General features: G+C 53.4%; 12 protein-coding genes. 10 read left to right on the forward strand and 2 right to left on the reverse strand.

Going from position 1 to position 22,143, the window contains the following annotated elements; genetic code table 11:
• Positions 1-499: 499 nt before the first annotated feature.
• Positions 500-2,893: a glycoside hydrolase family 31 protein gene (locus tag LX66_RS16390; RefSeq protein ID WP_145715357.1), complete on the reverse strand. Its 2,394-nt coding sequence runs from the start codon at positions 2,891-2,893 to the stop codon at positions 500-502.
• 235 nt (positions 2,894-3,128) lie between these two features.
• Complete coding sequence (locus LX66_RS16395) at positions 3,129-4,160, reverse strand: beta propeller repeat protein (RefSeq protein WP_145715359.1); 1,032 nt, start codon at positions 4,158-4,160, stop codon at positions 3,129-3,131.
• A gap of 92 nt (positions 4,161-4,252) precedes the next feature.
• Here LX66_RS16395 and LX66_RS16400 point away from each other — a divergent pair, with 92 nt between their 5' ends.
• The 10 genes from LX66_RS16400 (at position 4,253) to LX66_RS16445 (ending at position 22,061) form a co-directional block, all read left to right on the forward strand.
• Positions 4,253-7,384 carry a ligand-binding sensor domain-containing protein gene (locus tag LX66_RS16400; RefSeq protein WP_145715361.1) on the forward strand — a complete coding sequence of 1,044 codons (3,132 nt, stop codon included), beginning with the start codon at positions 4,253-4,255 and terminating at the stop codon, positions 7,382-7,384.
• Between the two features lie 97 nt (positions 7,385-7,481).
• A complete protein-coding gene (locus LX66_RS16405) occupies positions 7,482-8,114 on the forward strand; it encodes a response regulator transcription factor (RefSeq protein WP_244620425.1) in 633 nt (210 codons plus the stop codon).
• 655 nt (positions 8,115-8,769) lie between these two features.
• A complete protein-coding gene (locus LX66_RS16410) occupies positions 8,770-10,671 on the forward strand; it encodes a DNA topoisomerase IV subunit B (protein WP_145715365.1) in 1,902 nt (633 codons plus the stop codon).
• On the forward strand, positions 10,664-11,587 hold the full coding sequence (locus tag LX66_RS16415) for a DUF1835 domain-containing protein (RefSeq protein ID WP_244620426.1): 924 nt from the start codon (positions 10,664-10,666) through the stop codon (positions 11,585-11,587). The genes LX66_RS16410 and LX66_RS16415 overlap by 8 nt, the downstream gene beginning before the upstream one ends.
• Before the next feature lie 16 nt (positions 11,588-11,603).
• Positions 11,604-11,996 (forward strand): cupin domain-containing protein, encoded by a 393-nt coding sequence (locus LX66_RS16420; protein ID WP_145715367.1) that lies wholly within the window; start codon positions 11,604-11,606, stop codon positions 11,994-11,996.
• Positions 11,997-12,013: 17 nt separating this feature from the next.
• Positions 12,014-14,560, forward strand: a complete 2,547-nt coding sequence (locus LX66_RS16425; RefSeq protein WP_145715368.1) for a DNA gyrase/topoisomerase IV subunit A — start codon at positions 12,014-12,016, stop codon at positions 14,558-14,560.
• A gap of 212 nt (positions 14,561-14,772) precedes the next feature.
• A complete protein-coding gene (locus LX66_RS16430) occupies positions 14,773-15,327 on the forward strand; it encodes an RNA polymerase sigma factor (protein WP_145715371.1) in 555 nt (184 codons plus the stop codon).
• 79 nt (positions 15,328-15,406) lie between these two features.
• Positions 15,407-16,513 (forward strand): FecR family protein, encoded by a 1,107-nt coding sequence (locus LX66_RS16435; protein ID WP_145715373.1) that lies wholly within the window; start codon positions 15,407-15,409, stop codon positions 16,511-16,513.
• Positions 16,514-16,825: 312 nt separating this feature from the next.
• Positions 16,826-20,293: a SusC/RagA family TonB-linked outer membrane protein gene (locus LX66_RS16440; protein WP_158642654.1), complete on the forward strand. Its 3,468-nt coding sequence runs from the start codon at positions 16,826-16,828 to the stop codon at positions 20,291-20,293.
• Between the two features lie 16 nt (positions 20,294-20,309).
• A complete protein-coding gene (locus LX66_RS16445; protein ID WP_145715376.1) occupies positions 20,310-22,061 on the forward strand; it encodes a RagB/SusD family nutrient uptake outer membrane protein in 1,752 nt (583 codons plus the stop codon).
• Positions 22,062-22,143: the final 82 nt, after the last annotated feature.

Consider the following 22,143-nt stretch of genomic DNA (forward strand, 5'->3'; position numbering starts at 1 on the left):
CAATACTTCATGTGTTACCGCTAGAAGCGCATATATATGGTGCTGGAAAACAAGGACTGTGCCATGGCCGGCGCCGCACTGGCGCAGGGAGAGATATAGGGGGCAGAGGGGAAATAACGGGTAACCAGTTCTACAGTATATAGAAAATGTCCACACCTTACCGGGCAAAAGTCCTTTTCATTATTCACTCCGTTCAGGGATGTTCATTTTATTCATTTTCCTTACCGGAGCGCCAAAAGCTTTGCCTGATGGGCGAATCAGCTTACTTTTGAACAAACTCTAAAGTTGGCATAGGTTATGAAAAGGCACTAAGATCTCCATCTGTTAGTGCCCTTTTTTTTAGAAAATCCCAAACTGGGAAATTCCAAATTCCAAACCCAAATTCCAAAAATGCGGTCAAGGTACAAATATCACTGAGCTGTTAAAAATGGCCTGGTGATAACCGCCATTTTGGAATTTGGGACCTGGGATTTGGAATTTGGGTTTTGGAATTTGGAATTTATCTCAGGATCAGTTCTTCAAATTTCCTTTCCACCATCACTTTTACTACACCTACCGCAAAATTCCGGGCATTCAGCTTGTACGCCTTGCCGTCCACCACGTATTCCGTGGGCTTGAAGGGCAGGCCATGCACCAGCACCCGGTACTTTTTGTAGCTGGCCTGGTACTGGCCAAAGAACCGCTTCTTGAGCCGGAACTGCTGCTTGTCAGACACCTGCTTGTAGCGGATGGTGTTGAACTGCCCGTCCTTGTAGCCGTAATGGTCGCCGGCATCCTCGTACAGCATGCTGGCGGTGGGTTGTTCGCAGTAGTATACGTTGAGGATCATTTCGTCTATGGGCCGCTCGCCCACGTATTGTATACCGGGATAGTTGGGCACCACGGCGCCTGCCTTTACAAACAGCGGCATCTCATCCAGCGGGGTGGGAATGGTAACGGTCTGCCCGCCCTCAAATACCTGGTCATTAAAGAAATAATACCAGCGCCCGGCGGGCAGGTACACTTCCTTTTCCTTCACGCCCGGTCCGTCCACATGGCTGATCAGCAGGGCATCGCCCAGCATGAACTCGTGGGAGCGGTTGTAGGTTTGCGGGTCCTGCTGGGCCACAAAGGCCAGGGGGCGCAGCATGGGCGTGCCGTGATGGCTGTACTGCCAGAAGGTGGTATACAGGTAGGGCAGCAGGCGGTAGCGCAGTTGTATGAACCGTTTTACAATAAACTCGTATTTGCTGCCGAAGCTCCAGGGCTCCTGGTTAAAGCCGGTCTCGTTGCTGGCGGAGTGGGTGCGCATCAGCGGGTGGAAGGTGGCCAGTTGTATCCAGCGGGTGTACAGCTCCCCGTCCGGCTCCCCGATAAAGCCGCCGATATCGCTGCCGGCAAAGGAAATACCGGAAACGGCCAGGCGCTGGCACTGTACGTTGGCCAGCCACAGGTGCTCCCATTCGGATACGTTGTCGCCTGTCCATACGGAAGCCCAGCGTTGTGCGCCGGCATAGCAGGAGCGGGTGATCACAAAGGGGCGGTTGGGCATCAGGTATTTCCGGAGGCCCGCCGCGGTGGCCTTGCTCATCAGGTGACCGTACACGTTGTGCGCCTTGCGGTGGCTCACGTCCTCCCCGTCATAGTCGTGCCGCACGTCTTCCGGGAAGGTGCCCATTTCAAACACGGCCGGCTCGTTCATATCATTCCACACGCCCCGCACCCCGGACTCTACCAGCTCCTTGAACAGGTTGCTCCACCACTCCCGTACTTCCGGGTTGGTGTAGTCCGGGAACACGCATTTGCCCGGCCACACGTCTCCCTCCATCAGGGCGCCGTCGGCGCGCTTGCAGAAGTAGTCCCGTTCCATACCCTGCTTGTAGATATCGTAGTCCGGGTCCGATTTGATGCCGGGGTCAATGATCACTACCATTTTAAAGCCCTGCGCCGACAGATCCCTGCCCAGCTTGACGGGATCGGAGAAACCTTCCTTGCTCCAGGTAAAGCAGCGGAAGCCTTCCATATAGTCAATGTCCAGGTGGATCACATCACAGGGGATCTGCCGTTTGCGGAATTCCGCCGCTATTTCCATCACGCGCTTGTCGGGGTAGTAGCTCCAGCGGCATTGCTGGTAGCCCAGCGCCCACAGGGGTGGCAGTTCGGCGGTGCCGGTTATCTTGGTGTAGGCCTCCGCCACCTGCAGCAGGTCGGGGCCGTACATGAAGTAATAGTTCATTTCACCGCCCCTGGCCCAGAAGCTGCATACATCGTCCCGCTCATGCCCGAAGTCAAAAAGGGTGCGGAAGGTATTGTCGAAGAAGATGCCATAGCCAATGCCGTGGTGCAGGCCGTAATAGAAGGGGATATTGCGGTACAGGGGATCGGTGTCTTTCTGGAAGCCGTAGGCGTCCGTGCCGTAGTTCTCCAGGCGTTTGCCGCGCAGGTTCATGTCTGTAGGCTTGTCGCCCAGGCCGTAAAAGCATTCTCCTTCCTGTATCTGCTTGCTGCAGTACACGATCTTGCCGCCTTTGAGCAGGTAGTGCTGCCAGTGGAAGCCCATTTCGTCCTGGTTGATCACGCGGCCTTCCGTATCGGTAATGGTAAGGCGCAGGTTATCGCGGGCCACCCATATGCGGATGGCGTCTGTGTATATTTCAAATACCTCCTCGAATTCCCGGATCCCGAAATTTACGGGCGATTCCTCCAGCTTTTCACTGAGGGCGTAGGAGAAATCGCGCTGGAATTTGCCGTCGGCGGCAAACCGGAAGCGAACGATCTTGTCTGAAATGATGCGTACTTCCAGTATGGTTTCTGCTGTATGAAAATAGAAGTAGTTGCCTTCTTTCTGCCATTTCCTGACACTATCAGGATAGTGTTTTACCGAATACTTACTCGACGAGCTTGTTATTTGCATAATTGGCTTTTATAAATCCTTTCGCTGTCTCTACCCAACCACACTCATCTAAATTAAAAAAAAATCATGTGAACATGTTCTTTTTCGCGTTTGGCAAGGCTAACACAGCGTTTACCTGCTAAAATGGTGTATTGGCTAAATAGCGATCCGAAAAATATTAAATAGCTGGTAATTTTATAAAAGAAACGTACTTTTTTGCTTTAACCTATTTGTTCCTTTATGGAGCGCACTTTTTTCAGAGTGCGCTTTTTTTTACCACCAGCTTAGCCAGCCGGCCCCCAGCCCCTGCCAGGAACACCGCCGTCCCTTTCCGGGCCCGTTGCACCACATGATAACCTTCCTTGCTGATCAGTTGCCAGTGCTGCCCGCCGTCTGCAGATACGTCTGTGCCGGAGGTGCCGGTAGCAATGAGGCTATGGGGGCCGGTCCAGCATACGGAGGAGCGGTACCCGCCTGGCGGGGTGAGGGGAGCCATCCAGGTCCGGCCGCCATCGCTGGTCAGCGCACAGTTTTGCAGGCGCAGGGTATCGTTACTGTAATCGCCGCCTACGGCCACGCCCTGCCGGCTGTTGCGGAAGGCAATGGAAAATACGCCGGTGCTGGGCCGGCCCTGTAATATGGGCAGGGCCACAGATTGCCAGCGGCCCTGGTGCTGCCGGAAAAAACGGGCGGTAAGGCCGCCGGTGGCAAAGCAGATATCGCCTCCCGGCAGGTAATACAGGCCGCTGCCGCTGGCCGCAAACAAAGCCTCGCCGGTGGCTGCAACGGGAGCATCCGGTTGCAGGCGCCAGTTGCGGCCGCCATCCTGTGTGGAGAGCAGGGTAAAGCGCCCTTCCAGCGGATCGCCGATGGCCAGGCCTTCCTGCCGGCTGCGGAAATCCATCGCATCAAAGAAAATGCCTTTGGTATCATTATAATATACCCGCTGCCAGGTAGCCCCGCCATCCGTGGTCACGAAAATATGGGCCGGCTCGCCTGCATTGATCACCAGCGCCTCCTGTTCATTAAAAGCCGTAATATCCCGCCAGTCGCAACTGTCGCAGCCGGGCACCTGCACCCATTGCCACTGCCGGCCGCCATCCGTGCTTTTGCCCACCATGCCGCCGGTGCCGGATGCCCATACCAGGCTGTCTGTAAGCACGCAAAGACCGCGGATGCTCTTTAGCGGGCCCTGCGGCAGGGGGGCTAATACATATTTTTGCTGGGCGCTTAGCTGCAGGAAAAAGAGGCAGCAGCACAGTACGCAGCCATAGACCTTCTTTAGCATTTATATACAATCTGTTAGTGAGCAAGAAAATTACAAAATCATTCAAAAGTGTGATGCAGATTTATATATTTGCAAACAACTAACCTGCATCAGTGCTCAATTTGCCATCCCAGATAAAACGACTGCAACTGCTTTGCTCATTTGTTTTTGCAATTAATTCCCTATTTGCACAGGGGGGCAGGTATATATTTGACGCATATAGCGTAAATGAAGGACTTTCACAGAGCTACGTCAGCGATATCATACAGGACCGGCAGGGATTCCTGTGGTTCGCCAACCGCGACGGGGTGAACCGCTTTGACGGCTACGTGTTCAACGAATACCGTTTTAAGACCAGCGAGGGCAACCGGAAAGGGGAGGGGAAGGGCAACCTGGTGAGCAATACTTCCAGCGGCGTAAGGGCCGTGATCAACCGTTTTGACCTGAAAGGGTACAAAGGATACTCCTTTTTCAAGAACAGCCGCGGGCAGTTGCTGCTTACGCACAACAACGGCATCAGCGTGTACGACCCTTACCGCAACACGTTCCGCATGGTGCTGGTGGATACTTCCTATATCAATGAGCGCGAGCGCGACTGGCCCATCAAGTTCAAGATACTGGGAGAGGATACCGCTTCCCGCCGCCTCTGGGTATGGCGGCCGCTGAAAGGGCTGTATGCGCTGGACAGCCGCACCTATGCCATCAAGCAGGTGGTGCTGTACCCGCCGCAGTTCTCGAAGCGCGGCCTGGTGCCCCGCGATATCATGAAGGACGGGGACCTGGTGTGGATGAACTTTGAGCCGGGAGAGCTGCTGGCGCTGAATGTGAAGAACCTGCAGCTTACCACCTACTGCCTGCCGGTGATCGATGACTTCCCGGTGATTCGCAACCTGAATGCCGACTCCATGATCATAGCCAGTAAAGGGCATATTGTGATGTTCAACAAAAGGCAGCGCAAGTATACCGACCTGGTAGTGAACGAAGTAGATGATAAGGGCATGCCTTTTATGCCCGTAGTGATGGAGCTGGACCATAACGGCAACATGTGGATTGGCGGTACGGATGGCGTGCTCATCTACAGCATCCGCCGCAACGAGATCCTGCAGCACATCACCACCTTCAATACTTTTGAGACCCGCTCCCTCAACAATGTGCGCTACCTGTACCGCGACGCGGCGGACAATATGTGGGTGGGCACCAATGGCGACGGCATCAAGAAATACTCCCCGCACAAAAAAGTATTCAACCTCTACCGTTCCCCTTTTATCACGCATAACATGGTGCGCGCCATTTACAAGCATGACGATGGCAAGCTGTATGTGGGCCTGTGGCAGGACGGGCTGGATATTTACGAGGAGGGCGGGCGCTTCCTGGAAAGGATCTCCAACAGCGGGAAAGACCATCCCTTCCCGGGCAATACCATTGACGCTATTTGCCGGGAGAACTACAAATACCTGTGGATACATTTTGAAGGCAAGGCCCTGGGCCTTTTTAATGTGCAGAATAAAAAATTCCAGGACCTGACGCCGGTGGTGGAAAAGCTGGGCCTGCCGGATCAGCAGGACTACTTTTCCCCTTTCCTGTTCCGGCGGGTAAACGGGGAGGTGTATTTTAATTACGGCGAGTACCTGATGTCCGTCAGCCCCGAAGGCCGTGGCTACAAGGCCGCGCTGGTGCACCGCTTTCCCGGGGAGATACTGAACTGCTACTACGAAGATTATATGGGGAACCAGTATGTGGGCACCCAGGCTACGCTGTATGCTAAAGATGTAGGCAGCACCCGCTGGAAAACCATTGCCCTGCCGGCAGGCACCATTGTAAAGAGCATTAACAAGAATGCGCACAAGAACCTGCTGGTGGCTACCAGCCGCGGCCTGTTCATGCTGGACGGCTCCTACCAGCTCATGAAGCACTATAACAGCTACGATTATCCCGCGCTGGTGAACGACTATTTCTACGGGGTGCTGCTGGACGACAAGGACCGTATCTGGGTAAGCCATAACAAGGGCCTGTCGCAGATCAACCCGGTAACGGACGAGATCACCACCTTTAACCACGAGGACGGGCTGCAGTCTAACGAGTTCAACACCGGCGCCTATTTTAAATCCGTGGACGGGGAACTTTTCTTTGGCGGCATCCGCGGGGTGAACGGTTTCTACCCCCGCAATTTCAGGAACAATCCTTTTGCGCCGAAAGTGGTCATTAAAAGGCTGGAAGTGCTGGACCAGCCCTATGAATCGGATACGGCCATTTCCCTGCTGCATCATATTGAGCTGCCCTATAACCAGAATACCATCGCCATTGAGTTTGTGCCGCTGGAGTATACCAACCCGCTGAAGAACAAGGTGCAGTACAAGCTGGAAGGGGCGGACGAGGACTGGGTGCAGGCCGGCGCCTTCCGCATGGCACGCTATACCAACCTGCGGCCGGGCACCTACACCTTTAATGTACGCGCCTCCAATAATGACGATATCTGGAACCAGACGCCCACCACCCTGGAAATAGTGATCCGTATCCCGTTCTGGCAATCATTGTGGTTCAGGTTTTTATTGCTGTTACTGCTGTTAGGCATTGCATATTACTTTTCTACGTTGTATCTTGATTATAAAATACGTCATGAAAAACTGAAACTGGAGAAGGAGCAGGCGGTGGACCAGGAGCGGGCGCGTATTTCCAGCGACATGCATGACGATCTTGGTTCGGGACTATCCACCATACGCCTGTTGAGTGAAATAGCCAAGCGGAAGATCAAAGACCCTTCCCAAACCCGTGAAATAGAACGTATCTCGGAAGCAGCCGGCGAGCTGGTGGACAAGATGAGCGAGATCATCTGGGCCATGAACTCATCGAATGATTCATTGGAAAACCTAATTGCATACATGCGCAGCTTTGCAGCAGATTTCCTGGAACATGCTCATATCACCCACCAGTTTTCCATACCGGAAAGCATTCCCAACATCAAGCTCAGTGGTGGCACCCGGCGCAACATTTACCTGGCAGTGAAGGAATCGCTGCACAACGTGGTAAAACATGCCCACGCCACAGAGGTATTGATAGAGGTAAAGATGCAGCAGCATATGACGATACTGATAAAAGACAACGGCAAGGGATTTGACCAGGAAAAGGTACGGCTGTTCGGTAACGGGCTCAAGAATATCCAGAAGCGCATGCAGGCGGTAGGAGGCCAGGCAGATATCACTTCCCGCAACGGTACGATAGTTTTTCTAGATATCCCGTTAAATTGATCTATTTTTGCCCGTAATAAAAAATAACATTTTTGTGTAAGTAACCACTAAGAACAAGACAATGACTGTGTACTCAAAAAAGAAATCCCAGGACAGTATGGATGTAATTTCGGTAGCTATTGTGGAAGACAATCATGATATCCGTACCGCCATGGAATTATTGATAAACGGTTCAGATGGTTATGCGTGCGTGGGAGCATTCAATAATGCAGAAACTGCCTTGGAGCAGATCCCCCATTTGTTACCCAATGTGGCCCTGATGGATTTCAACCTGCCCGGCGGCATGAATGGAATTGAATGTATTGCCCGTTTGAAAGCCGAATACCCGGATATGCAGTTCATGATGCTGACGGTGTACGAAGACGACGACAAGATATTTCAGGCGCTGGAAGCAGGCGCCAGCGGATATATTCTCAAAAAGACCTCCCCCGGTGAGCTGCTGGAAGCCATCCGCGACCTGCATGAAGGCGGATCGCCCATGAGCTCACAGATCGCCCGGCGCGTAGTGGCCTATTTCCAGAAGCAGGCCCGCCCCAACCCGGCGCTGGAAGCGCTTACCTCCCGCGAAAAGGAGATACTGGACCAGCTCTCCAAAGGTTTCCTGTACAAGGAAATAGCCAGTAACCTCTTCATCAGCATTGAAACAGTAAGAAGGCATGTGCACAACATCTATGAAAAGCTGCACGTAAGAAGCAGAACGGATGCGGTGAACAAGTACTACAACAGGTAATTAATATGCCAATAAATTGATATGCTGATGTGCTTACTCATCGGCATATCAATTTATTGGCATATCAGCACGTTGTTCAGCCCCGCTTCAGCTTGGCCAGGTTGGTGCGCAGCAGGTGTGCAGATAATACCATTGCAGCAATCAACAGGCAAGCCAGTTTGAATAATAGACCGGTTTTCATAGGTATAGGGTTTATATGGTTAAAACAATCCTTACCGCATCATTTGCCATGAATCGAACTTCTGCAGCAGCCGTAAAAAGGTGCCGCCCAAGCGGTTCATGGAGCGTTGTTCCCGATTAACGAAAAAAGTAAACAAAAGTGCAGCGGAAAGTACTGCTGCTGACACTAACAGGCATAGCGTTTTCATTTGCAGATAGTTTGTCTTTCGTTGGTTAGGTGGAACTTCGCATGTACAAATACTGTTGGCATATATTTGTCATGCTAGGTTTCATAATTAGGACATTTATTGTACTTGTGCAACCAGGATTGTAAATATAGATAAATATCTTATATAAAGTATACTTTGTATAAAAAAATATTTAAACTCAATAAAAAGGACGCGGGTGCATAACTAATTCTTGGGAGGATAGCCCGAATCCTTTATTTTTGCCAGTAACCTGATTTTGCTAAAAGATTTAGTATTTATATTTTATTATGGCAATTACTGATAAAACGGACAAAAAGGATCTCTTTGCGGCCTATACGGAAGACTCCATCCGCTCCCTGGACTGGCGCGAGCACATACGCCTGCGCCCGGGGATGTATATAGGCAAGCTGGGAGACGGTACCAGCATGGACGACGGTATCTACATACTTATTAAAGAAGTGGTGGATAACTGTATCGACGAACATACGATGGGCTTTGGCCGGCAGGTGGATATCAAGGTATCGGAGCACAGCGTAACCGTGCGCGATTATGGCCGCGGCATCCCGCTGGGCAAGGTGGTGGACGTGGTGAGCAAGATCAATACCGGCGCGAAATATGACAGCAAGGCCTTCCAGAAATCCGTGGGCCTGAACGGGGTGGGTACCAAAGCGGTGAACGCCCTTTCCACCTATTTCAGAGTGCAGTCCGTACGCGACGGCCGCATGAAAGTAGCCGAGTTTGAGCGCGGCGTGCTTACCAAGGAGCACAAGGAGGCCGCTACCAGCGAAACCAACGGTACGCTGGTGACCTTTATCCCCGACGATACCGTTTTTAAGAACTTTCACTATATCCCCGAGTTCCTGGAGAACCAGATATGGAACTATTGCTTCCTGAACGCGGGCCTCACCATTAACTTCAACGGCCAGAAATACGTTTCAAAGAACGGCCTGCTGGACCTGCTGCAGCGCAAGACCAACGAAGAGGACCTGCGCTATCCCATCATCCACCTGAAAGGGGAGGATATCGAGGTGGCCATCACCCATGAGAACCAGTACGGCGAGGAGTATTACTCCTTTGTGAACGGGCAGCACACCACCCAGGGCGGTACGCACCTGGCGGCTTTCCGCGAAGCGTTTGTAAAGACCGTGCGCGACTTCTATAAAAAGGACTATGATGCCACGGATATCCGCGCATCCATCTGCGCCGCCATTTCCGTAAGGGTGCAGGAGCCGGTGTTTGAATCGCAGACCAAGACCAAGCTGGGCTCCCTTACCGTATACGAAGGTGGCCCCTCCATGAAGGCCTTTGTACTGGACTTCCTGAGCAAGCACCTGGACGATTTCCTGCACCGGAACCCCGCTGTGGCGGAAGCCATGAAAAAGCGCATTGAGCAGAGCGAGCGCGAGCGCAAGGAGCTGGCCGGCATTAAGAAACTGGCCAACGAGCGGGCAAAGAAAGCCAACCTTCATAATCGTAAGCTGCGCGATTGCCGCATTCACCTGAACGATGAGGTTAGCGGCAAGGACAAGCTGGAAGTAGACGCCAAAAGGCTGGAAACCGTGATCTTTATTACCGAGGGCGATTCCGCCAGCGGTTCCATCACCAAATCCCGCAACGTGGAGACACAGGCCGTGTTCAGCCTGCGCGGTAAGCCGCTGAACAGCTTTGGCCTTACCAAGAAGATCGTGTACGAGAACGAGGAATTTAACCTGCTGCAGCACGCGCTGAATATAGAAGAAGGACTGGAAGGACTGCGCTACAACAAGATCGTGGTAGCCACGGATGCCGATGTGGACGGCATGCACATCCGCCTGCTGCTCCTTACCTTTTTCCTGCAGTTCTTCCCGGACCTGGTGAAGAACGGCCACGTGTACATCCTGGAAACGCCGTTGTTCCGCGTGCGCAACAAGCAGGAGACCATCTACTGCTATAGCGAGGAGGAAAAGCAGCAAGCCGTGAAAAAGCTGGGCAGCAAACCGGAGATCACCCGCTTTAAAGGCCTGGGCGAGATATCGCCCGAGGAATTCGGCCGCTTTATAGGTGAGGACATGAAAGCTGATCCGATCATTTTATCCAAGGACATCCATATCCAGAAACTGCTGGAATATTACATGGGCAAGAACACCCAAACCCGCCAGGAATTTATTATCAGCAACCTGCGGTACGAAAAAGATCTGGTGAATGAGTAATGCAACATCCGACATGAACCTGTTACATATCGTATTTGGTCCCGCTTCTGCACCAGCGCTGGCAGCCGCCTTTGAGCTGGAAGAAACGCTGAAGGGGGACATCCTGTGTTTTGAGGACGACCTGTCCGTAGGGCCACTGTTCATCCTGGACACGAAAGACGGGCAGGCCAACCGCCGCCAGTGGTGGCAACAACTGGCCGGCCTGCAGCCCCAGCCGGTGGCGGCGACGGGCAACGAAGCCGCTAATGCCGATGCAGCGCCCGCCCCGGCGGCCGAAGAAGAGAACGGCGACCCGGAAAAGGCCCGGCAACTGAAAGCCCTCCTGAAAGCGGAGCCGGAACTGGAAGTATGGATTTGGGCCGGGCAGAATGCCCGCGACGTATGTGGTTATTACTGGCTGGTAAGCCAGTTGTACGATTTTGCCGGCCGCATACATATTATCTACCTCAACAACCTGCCTTTCCTGAATGAGAAGGGCGCCGTATTTTATCCTACCCACCTGCACCAGATACTGCCGAAGGAGTTCCTGAAGGCCAGGAAGCTGGCCCGCCCGGTATCCCTGGCGGAATTTGAGCTGGACGGGGACGAATGGCACCGCCTGATGAATGAAAATGCCGGCGTGCGCCTGCTGGAAGGCGGCAAAAAGATCAAGGGAGAGCCCGCTGTGTTTTATGACAAGGAGCTGCTGCAGCAATGCGGGAAGGATTTCCGGAAGGCCGCAAAGGTAGTAGGACAGGTAACCGGTAAGCTGAAATATCCCGTGATGGAACAATACCTTTCCTGGCGGCTGAAAGAGCTGGTAAAAGAGGAAAAGCTGGAAAGCAAAGGGGAGCTGAAAACGATGAAGGATTTTGAAGTGAAGCTGCCCGGCGCAGGAGAGGAAACGGAAGCGCCCAACGCTGAAAATGCTGCCTGAAATAAAATTAATGACTATGGTAACGGTAACACCCCTGGAATTAATAGGCCAGGACGAACGGGGCGCTAATTATGCCTGGAGCTCCCTGCGCACCGGCAACTTTATCATCTGCTACCGCAAGGCCGGCAGCAGCAGCGGGCAGCATTACCATGAGGGAAAGAGCGATTACAAGAACCCGGAGATCATGTTCCTGCTCAGCGGTAAAGCGGAGCTGCACTGGTGCCCGGTCGGTGAAAAAGAGATGCGCGTCACCACGCTGGAGGCGCCCGCCAGGGTAGAGGTGGCCATTAATATCTGGCACCAGCTCATTGCCGTAACCGACTGCGCCTTTATGGAGCTGAACTCCGTGGAAGATGTGCAGCGCGATTCCGTAAGAATATGGAGAGAGGAGTTTGAAAAAAGAATGTAAGCTGTTAAAATCAGACTATGGACGATCAAAATAACATCCTGCCAAACGACGACGCATTACACAATATCACCCACGTGGGTGGTATGTACGAAAACTGGTTCCTGGACTACGCCTCCTACGTGATCCTGGAACGCGCGGTGCCCAGCGTGGAAGATGGGTTGAAACCGGTACAGCGGCGCATTTTGCACGCCATGAAAGAAATGGATGACGGCCGTTTTAACAAGGTGGCCAACATCATCGGGCAAACCATGCAGTACCATCCGCATGGCGATGCTTCCATCAGCGACGCTATCGTGAACCTGGGACAGAAAGACCTGCTGATAGAAACGCAGGGCAACTGGGGGGATGTGCGCACCGGCGATGACGCCGCCGCCGCCAGGTACATAGAGGCGCGCCTGTCCAAATTTGCGCTGGAAGTGGCCTTTAATCCCAAGACCACCACCTGGCAACTGAGCTACGACGGCCGCAAGAACGAGCCGCTCACCCTGCCCATGAAGTTCCCCCTGCTGCTGGCGCAGGGCGCCGAGGGCATTGCCGTGGGCCTTTCCACCAAAATACTGCCGCACAATTTCTGCGAACTGATAGACGCCTCCATCAAATACCTGCGCGGCCGCAAGTTTGAGCTGTATCCCGACTTCGCCACCCAGGGCATGATAGACGTAGGCGCCTATAACGACGGCAAGCGCGGCGGCAAGGTACGGGTGCGCGCCCATATCGAGGAAAAGGATAAAAAGACCCTGCTGATAAAAGATGTGCCATACGGTATTACCACCACGCAATTGATGGAATCCATCGTAAAGGCCAATGACAACGGCAAGATCAAGATCAGGAAAGTGGTGGACAATACCGCCAGGGACGTGGAGATAGAAGTGCAACTGGCCCCCGGCATTTCACCGGACATTACCATTGACGCGCTGTACGCTTTCACGGACTGCGAAATATCCATCTCGCCCAATGCCTGCGTGATCGTGGAAGACAAGCCGCACTTCCTCACCGTGTCCGACCTGCTGAAATACGCTGCGGACTTTACCCGCGAGCTGCTGAAGAAGGAGCTGGAAATAAAGCTGGCCGAGCTGGAAGACAAGTGGCACTATACCTCCCTGGAAAAGATCTTCTTTGAAAAGCAGATCTACAAGGAGCTGGAACAGAAGCACAAGGACTGGGAAACCGTGCTGGCGGCTATTGACAAGGGCTTTAACCCCTACAAGAAGCAACTGAAACGGGAGATCATCCGGGAGGATATCGTAAAGCTTACCGAGAAGCCCGTACGCCGTATCTACCGCCTGGACATCAACGAGCTGAATGAGCAGATCAAAGGGATTGAAGGCGATATCAAACAGGTAAAATATGACCTGGACCACCTGGTGGATTTTGCCGTAAGCTACTACGAAGGCTTGCTGAAGAAATATGGCAAAGGCCGCGAACGGCAGACAGAGATCAAGACCTTTGACACCATACAGGTGCAGCAGGTGGCCATAGCCAATACCAAGCTGTATGTAAACCGGGCCGATGGCTTTATCGGGACGTCCCTGAAGAAGGATGAATTTGTAGCAGACTGCTCTGACCTGGACAACATCATCGTGTTCCGCCGGGACGGCAAGATGCTGGTGACCAAGGTGTCCGATAAAACATTTGTAGGCAAGGATATCATTCATGTGGACGTGTTCCGCAAGAACGACGAGCGCACTACCTACAACATGATCTACGTGGATGGCAGGACCGGCACCAGCTACGCCAAGCGGTTTAACGTGACCGGCGTGACCCGCGACAAGGAATATGACCTTGCCGCCAAGGGAGAGAAGAATTCCAAGGTGCATTACTTCAGCGCCAATCCCAACGGCGAGGCCGAAGTGGTGACCGTGAAACTAAGTCCCAACTGCGCCGCCCGCAACAAGGAGTTTGACATGTACTTTGAGACCATTGCCATCAAGGGCCGTAGCTCCCAGGGCAACCAGGTGACCAAGTATCCCATCCGCAGCGTGAAGTTCAAGGAAAAAGGCGTGTCCACCCTCTCCGGCCTGAAGATATGGTATGATGATAAAGTAGGACGCCTGAACACCGAGGAACGCGGCGTATACATCGGCAGCTTTGAAAACGAGGACAAGATATTCGTGGTGTACAAGAACGGCACTTACGAGCTGACCAATTTTGAGCTGACCAACCGCTATGAGCCGGATGATGTGGTGTACATCGAAAAATTCAGCCCGGAAAAAACCGTGTCCGCCATTTACTATGATGCAGACAAACAGCAGTTTAACGTAAAACGTTTCCGTATAGAAACGCAGACACTGAACAACAAATTCCTGTTCATCAAGGAAGGCGCAGGCAATTACCTGGAGCTGGCCACCACCCACTCAGACCCGGTGGTGCTGCTGAAGACCGGTAAAAAACGCAGCCCGGAAGAAGAAGAGATCAACCTCAACGAGTTCGTGGAAGTGACCGGCTGGAGAACTGTAGGCACCCGTATTGCCGGCAACGACCTGGTAAGCGTGGAACTGCTGTCTGAAGATGAGGACCCCAGCCCGGATGAAGAGGAGGGAAATGTGCAGGGAGAATTGTTTTAGGAGGATGCAATAACCGTAATATGAGACCTGCCAGGTTTTAAAAACCCGGCAGGTCTTTTTTTTCACCAATTATTTTTATTTTGTCCCCCAAACCAGGATCTATAAAAGCACCGGCATATTACTGTAGCGCGAATGTCCTTAACAATAAGATAAAATATTGTGAAGGATGGGATGTTTAACTTGCAGCCGTCTCCACATTTTTTGTCGATCGAATGAGATATCAACAATCCACTGAAGCCGAACTGTTGCAACTGCTGGCGGGGAATGACAGTGCTGCCTTTGAAGCGTTGTACCACCGGTACTGGCAACAGTTGTACATTTTTGCTTTTAAGAAGCTGCGGCAGGCAGATGAAGCAAAGGATGCAGTGCAGGATGTATTCATCAACCTGTGGCAGCGCCGGCATCACCTGCAGGTGCACACTACCTTGCAGGCTTACCTGTATGCCGCTGTCCGTTACGAGATATTGCGCAGGTATGCGGCGGCTTTAAAGGCCGGGGTATCCCCCGCACAGGTGGAGCAGTTGGTGCTGGCGGCGCCCGCACAGGCTACGGATGCCGTGCATGAAAAGGAGCTGTTGCAGCAACTGCATACCGCGGTGGAACAATTACCGTTAAAAATGAAAGAAATATACCTGCTAAGCCGCAACAACCACAAGCCCATTGCTGTTATTGCCGATGAGCTGAGCCTTTCCGAGCAAACCGTCAAGAACCAGCTCTCCCGCGCGCTGATGCGGCTGCGGGCGCATTTGAAAGAAACAGCCCTGTAAAGTCCTTAACAATTCCTTAACATATCCCGCTGGTACTTCCCGCCTTTTCCAGGTGCTATATAATGGCACACTACAATAAATGGATCAACAACAGTTAAAGGCAATTATAGAACGGTACCTGGAAGGCAGGGCCACGCCCGCAGAACAGGCATTTATAGCGCAATGGCTGGATGAAATCGAGCCGGATGAATTTTTTTCACAAACGCGAGATTCCATCCGGCCATTGAAAAATCAAATGTTAACGGATGAAACGGCGCCCGATGACACGGACCTTTCAGATATGGAATGGGACCAGTTGGAGGCGGACATGCTGGCCGGTATCCGGCGGGGGGCGGGCTATGAAGCGCCTTCCTTTCCCGGGGAAGAAAAACGGATCATCCGCTCCCTGGGCATCCTGAAGCGCATTGCCGCCGTGCTGGTGCTGGTTGCCGGCGGTACTGCCGCATTCCTCTACCTGCGTTCATGGTCCGTAAAACCCGCTACGGCGCCTGCTGCTGTGGTAGTACAGGAAGCGGCGCCGGCCATACAGTACCAACTGGTGCATACCGGCGCCGGCAATACGAAGAAAATAACGCTGCCGGATGGCTCCATAGTGACCCTGAACAAAGCATCGCGCCTGCGCTATCCTGCGCAGTTCGGCAAGAGCAGGGAGGTATACCTGGAAGCAGGGGAGGCGTTCTTCGAGGTGCATACGGATGCGGCGCGCCCGTTCATGGTGCATACCAGCGAGCTGCGTACCCGGGTGCTGGGCACTTCTTTTAACGTGCGTGCCCGCGCCGGTAAAATTAATGTAATGGTAAAGACCGGGAAGGTGATGGTAAGCACACCCGTAACCGCCAGGGGGCCTGCCCGTGATGTGGTGCTGGACCCTAACCACGCGCTGGAAGTGGATACGCTCAGCTATAGCGGCCGCCCTTATGCCGCGCCGGCATGGATTGCCACCGCCTGGTGCGCACGCCGGCTGGAATTCCGTCAGCATACATTATCAGATATTATAAAAGCGCTGGAGAACAGGTTTGACACGCAGATCAGCTTACAATCACCGGCATTGGGACAATACCGCTATACAGCCACCTTCACCGCTGCCAATTCCCTGGATGAAATACTGGATGCGCTTTGCCTCGTGCACCAGTTAAGATATGAACAGAGAAATAATAAGGTGACAATACAGGCAATTAATAATTAATAGTTAATAATTAATAATCGTAAAACTGTTGTATCAATGAAGCACTGATGTCCTGAAATCTACTTGCCATTAATAATGAATAATCGTAGCGCTATCGCGTCCTCGTAACATTGCACCGCTAATTATTAATTATTCATTATTAATTATTAATTAAAAAAAACCGGCTATGCGCCAACATAACCGGTTTGAATTTGCTGCTGCTCCTCCGTAACGACCAATTACCGGGAATGCGGGCAGCGTGTTTTTTATACTTGATAAAAACCATTCAAAATTATGCAAAATGTAGTTAAAAAATCTACAATCTATTTCCTTATGCGCCTGAGTACCCTTATTACCTGCTTTGCGGTAATGAATGGCTCACTGCCGGCCATGACACTGGAAGGCCAGCATCTTAAAAAGAATATTACCGTCAGCATGCCGCCCTCCGGCCTGCATGAAGTACTAAAGCAGGTAGCCCGCCAGAGCCACCTCCAGTTGGTGTACGACGCCGCTGCAGCAGCCGGCTACCATACAGATTCCATCCATCTTTCCGGGGCCGCGCACACCGTGCTGGACTCGCTGCTGGCGCCCGTGCACATGGATTACAAGACCATGAACGGCCTGCTGGTAGTATATAAAAAACCGGCCGCCGCCTTTGTGCTGAAAGGCAAGGTGGTGGACGCGCAAACCCAAACGCCGCTGGTAGGCGTAACCGTGTTCCTGAAAGGCACCAGGCGGGGCGTGGTGACCGATGAAAACGGCGGCTTCACCTTCCCGGACGTAAAGGCCGGTGATGTGCTGATGATCTCTTACATTGGTTACGATCCCCGGGAAATTGTGCTGCAGGGTGATGATTTCATCACCATCCGCCTGAACGGCCGCAGCTCCAAGATACGGGACGTGGTAGTGGTAGGCTACGGCACACAGAAGAAAGTGAACCTTACCGGCGCGGTAAGCCAGGTAGATGCCAGTGCTATTGAAAGTCGGCCCGTGGCCAACGTAGGGCAGGCCCTGCAGGGCGCTATTCCCAACCTGAACGTGAACTTCGGTGATGGCCGGCCGGGTGGTACCGCCAAGCTGAACATCCGCGGCTTTACCTCCATCTCCGGCGGATCGCCGCTGATACTGATTGACGGGGTGCCGGGCGATATCAACCTGATCAATCCCCGCGATGTGGAAAGCGTATCAGTACTGAAAGATGCTGCTTCCGCGGCCATCTACGGCGCGCGCGGCGCATTCGGCGTGATACTGGTCACCACCCGCAAAGGACGCTCCGGTAAAATGCAGATCAGCTACGGCAATAACTTTAGCTGGAGCAGCCCTACGGTAAGCACCGATTTCATTACCAGCGGCTACGATGCGGCCATGCTCAATGATGAAGCGTTTAAGATCACCCTGGGTAAAACCTACACCGGTTATACGGACGAGGATTACGCGGAGCTGCTGAAAAGAAAAACCGATCCTTCCCTGCCTTCGGTAGTGATAGACAACCGCAAGGGAAAGGACATGTATATCTACTACGGCAATACAGACTGGTGGCATGCCATGTTCCGTGATGTAATGCCCGGCATGGAGCATAACCTGAGCCTGAGCGGCGGTACGGATAAGATCAACTATATGGTGTCGGGCCGCGCTTACCAGAAAAAAGGCATGATGCGCATCAACCAGGATGTGTACAACTCCTATAATTTCCGCGCCAAGCTGGAAGCGGAGGTAAAGCCCTGGCTGACGCTGACCAGCAACACCCAGTATAACGCCAACAATTATACGTATCCCGGTAGCGGTGTAAACAGCAACTTCGTATCGGTAAGCGTGCACGCCCTGCCTTCTTACGTGCCGGTAAACCCGGACGGTACCGCTACCTACCGCACGGAGCTGAATAACTATACCATTGGCGACGGCATCTACGCCGACCTGCTGCATGGCAAAAGCAAGGGAGAGGAGAAGAACTACCAGTTGGTGAACATGGTAGGGGCTACCCTCAAAGTGAACGAGCACCTGAACATCGTGGGCAACTATACCTATACGCTCACGCATGAAAATGATTTTCACCGCCGCACGCCCGCTCCCTGGTCCATCTTTCCCGGTGTGATCAGCTATGTGTTCAACGACCAGTTGTGGCAGCAGGACCGTACCAGCCACTACCACGTGCTGAATGCCTATGCTACCTACAGCCGCGATTTCGGGAAGCACAGCTTCACCGCCATGGCAGGCTACAACCAGGAGCTGCGCCAGGAGAAAATGCTGTACGCCAACCGCAAGGATATTATGTCCGAAGACCTGAACGAAGTAGCATTGGGCGCCGGCGACCAGCTTGTGAACAGCGATGCCAGGGAACTGGCCCTGCTGGGGTATTTCGGCCGTATTACCTACGACTACGCAGATAAATACCTGCTGGAATTTAACGGCCGTTATGATGGTTCTTCCCGTTTCCCGAAAGAAAAGCGCTTCGGCTTTTTCCCTTCCGTGTCCGCCGGCTGGCGCATCAGCGAAGAGCCTTTCTTTGCCGCTGCCCGCAATGTGGTGAACGACGTGAAGATCCGGGCCTCCTACGGCGCGCTGGGCAACCAGGATGTACAGAACCAGTACTATCCCTACATTCCCGTGATGAGCATGGGCACCATTTCCTATATCACCAACGGGCAGCGCACCCAGTATGTGGGAGTGCCTTCCCCCATCAGTCCCTCGCTTACCTGGGAAAAGGTGAACTCCGTGGACCTGGGCCTGGACCTGAGCTTCCTGAAGAACCGGCTGAACGCCTCCTTTGACTGGTATGTGCGCAACACGCAGGACATGCTGACCAAGGGCATGACCCTGCCTAAAGTGTTCGGCGCTTCCGAACCGAAGGAGAACGCTGCAGACCTGCAGACAAAGGGTTGGGAGCTTTCCCTGGACTGGCGCAGCGCCGTGAATGTAGGCGGCAAGCCCTTATCCTACCACTTCGGGGCCAACCTGGCGGACTTCAGGGCGCATATCACCCGCTTCGACAATCCCAACAAGATCCTGAGCGATTACTATGAAGGCAAGGACCTGGGCGAAATGTGGGGCTACAGCATCGCAGGATATTTCGCATCGGACAAGGAAGCCGCGGACTGGTATGTAGACCAGCGCCAGGTAGGTAACAATATATTTTCCGCACCGGGCGAATGGGGACAGCTCCGCGCCGGTGACCTCCAGTTCCGAGACCTGAACGGCGACAGCATCATCAGCAAAGGACAGAACACCCTCGCCAACCACGGCGACCAGGTAAGGATCGGCAACTCCCTGCCCCGCTATACCTTTGGCATCCGGGGCGGCGCTGAATGGAACGGTTTTGACCTGAGCTTCTTCTTCCAGGGCATCGGCAAGCAGAACTGGTATCCTGGTAATAATGCGGACAAGTTCTGGGGACCCTTCTCCCGCCCGTACATGTCATTCATCCCCACGGATTTCCAGGAAAAGCTGTGGAGCCCGGAGAATCCCGATTCCTACTTCCCGCGGCTGAGGGGATATATTGCGCTGAACAACGGCGGCTCGCTGAAGGAAGCCAATGACAAATACGTGCAGGACCTGGCCTATATCCGCCTGAAAAGCCTGATCATCGGCTATTCCCTGCCGGCCTCCCTGCTGAGCCGCGCCAAGATAAGCCGCTGCCGTATCTACTTCAGCGGTGAGAACCTGCTCACCTTCAGCAAGCTGGAAAGCGATTACCTGGACCCGGAACAGCTCTCCAGCGATCCCAACCTGGTAACCGTGGATGCTAACGGCCGCGTATACCCGTTCAGCAAAACCTATGCTGTAGGCCTGGATATTACTTTTTAATCATTAAAGATCAATCATGCAAAGAATATATCACCTCCTTCTTTTAACAGCGGCTATCAGCCTTGCTTCCTGCAGCAAGTTCCTCGACCGCGAGCCGCAGGCGCAGATATCGCCCAACGCTTTTTTCAAAACCGAAAAGGACCTGCAACTGTATATTAATTCCCTGTACAACCGCGTGCCCAGCGCTGAAGGCGTCTATAACGAGGATATGGACAACGTGGTGAAAAGCTCCCTTTCCAGCTTCCTCCAGGGCAAGCGCGACATACCGGTGTCCGGCGGCGGCTGGGATTGGGCGGAGCTGCGCAAGATCAATTATTTCCTGGTGAACTGTAACCGCGTGCTGCCGGAAAATGCCACGCGCAAGTACGTGGCCGCCGCCCGCTTCTTCAGGGCCTGGTTCTATTACGACATGGTAAAGGATTTCGGGGATGTGCCCTGGTACAGCGAGCCGATTGAGCCGGATGATGTGGAGTACCTGCAAAAGCCCCGTGATCCGCGTACCCTGATCATGGACTCCGTGCTGGCGGACATTGACTTTGCCATTGAGCACCTGGATGCTACCCGCAGCACGGAGCTGGTGACCAAATGGACCGCGCTGGCGCTCAAGTCCCGCATCTGCCTGTTTGAAGGCACCTTCCGAAAATACCACGAGGAGTTCAACCTGCCGGAGGCCGACCGCTTTTTAAATGAATGCGTGGAAGCTTCGGAAGCGCTCATCAGCAGCGGGCAGTACAGCCTCTACACCAGTACGCCGGACAAGGCCTACCTGGAGCTGTTTGCCTCCAGGGCGCCCCGCCCGGAGGAGATCATACTCGCCCGGCAGTACAGCGCCGGCCTGCAGATATACCATAACGCCAACTATTATACGATCACTGCCTCCTACGGGCAGCCGGGCCTGGAAAAGAGCTTTGTAAACAGCTACCTCATGAAAGACGGCACCCGCTTTACCGATATACCCGGCTATGAGACCATGCAGTTCTACGACGAATGCCAGGACCGGGATCCCCGCCTGTCGCAGACCATCCGCACGCCGGGCTATACCCGCATTGGCAACACGGTGACCCTGGTGCCGGACTTCGGCGCTTCCGCCACCGGTTACCAACTGATCAAGTATGTGACGGACGAGAGCCAGGACTCCTACACGAAGAATGACAATGCCATGCCGGTGTTCCGCTACGCTGAAACGCTGCTGAACTTTGCGGAAGCCAGAGCGGAGCTGGGTACGCTTACACAGGCGGACATTGACAAGAGCATCAAGCTGCTGCGGGACCGGGTGGAAATGCCTACCCTGGATATGGCCGCCGCCAACGCCAATCCCGACCCTTATGAAGCCGCCCGCTATACACACCTGCAGCCCGGCCCCAACAAGGGCGTGCTGCTGGAAATACGCCGTGAGCGCCGCATAGAGCTGGTGATGGAGAATTTCCGCTGGGACGATGTGCGCCGCTGGAAAGAAGGGAATATGTTCGTAAAGCCCTTCAAAGGCATGTATTTCCCCGGCCTGGGCAAATATGACCTGGATATGGACGGCGCCATCGACGTGGTGATCTACGAAGGGCAGAAGCCCGATGAAAAGGGACCGGCCTACCTGAAGCTGGGCACGGAGATCAGCCTGGAAAACGGTACTGCCGGCGGCAATATGATGATCAACCGCAATATTCCCAAGCAGTTTGACGAGGACCGGGATTATCTCTATCCCATCCCTATCCAGGAAAGAACGCTGAACCGGAACCTGACGCAGAACCCGGGATGGATTGATGGATTGTAAAAATGTAAATTCCAAATTCCAAAACCCAAATTCCAAATTCCAAAATGGAGGCAGTGTTCTAACTAAGGCGGCATTGCCTGTT

The sequence above is a fragment of the Chitinophaga japonensis genome, from assembly GCF_007830125.1.
Lineage (GTDB): Bacteria > Bacteroidota > Bacteroidia > Chitinophagales > Chitinophagaceae > Chitinophaga > Chitinophaga japonensis.

Bases quoted from the DNA above. Each gene is read 5' to 3' on its own strand.
- LX66_RS16390 (WP_145715357.1), bottom strand. From the start codon at position 2,893: ATGCAAATAACAAGCTCGTCGAGTAAGTATTCGGTAAAACACTATCCT.
- LX66_RS16395 (WP_145715359.1), bottom strand. From the start codon at position 4,160: ATGCTAAAGAAGGTCTATGGCTGCGTACTGTGCTGCTGCCTCTTTTTC.
- LX66_RS16405 (WP_244620425.1), top strand. From the start codon at position 7,482: ATGGATGTAATTTCGGTAGCTATTGTGGAAGACAATCATGATATCCGT.
- LX66_RS16410 (WP_145715365.1), top strand. From the start codon at position 8,770: ATGGCAATTACTGATAAAACGGACAAAAAGGATCTCTTTGCGGCCTAT.
- LX66_RS16415 (WP_244620426.1), top strand. From the start codon at position 10,664: ATGAGTAATGCAACATCCGACATGAACCTGTTACATATCGTATTTGGT.
- LX66_RS16420 (WP_145715367.1), top strand. From the start codon at position 11,604: ATGGTAACGGTAACACCCCTGGAATTAATAGGCCAGGACGAACGGGGC.
- LX66_RS16425 (WP_145715368.1), top strand. From the start codon at position 12,014: ATGGACGATCAAAATAACATCCTGCCAAACGACGACGCATTACACAAT.
- LX66_RS16430 (WP_145715371.1), top strand. From the start codon at position 14,773: ATGAGATATCAACAATCCACTGAAGCCGAACTGTTGCAACTGCTGGCG.
- LX66_RS16435 (WP_145715373.1), top strand. From the start codon at position 15,407: ATGGATCAACAACAGTTAAAGGCAATTATAGAACGGTACCTGGAAGGC.
- LX66_RS16440 (WP_158642654.1), top strand. From the start codon at position 16,826: ATGCGCCTGAGTACCCTTATTACCTGCTTTGCGGTAATGAATGGCTCA.
- LX66_RS16445 (WP_145715376.1), top strand. From the start codon at position 20,310: ATGCAAAGAATATATCACCTCCTTCTTTTAACAGCGGCTATCAGCCTT.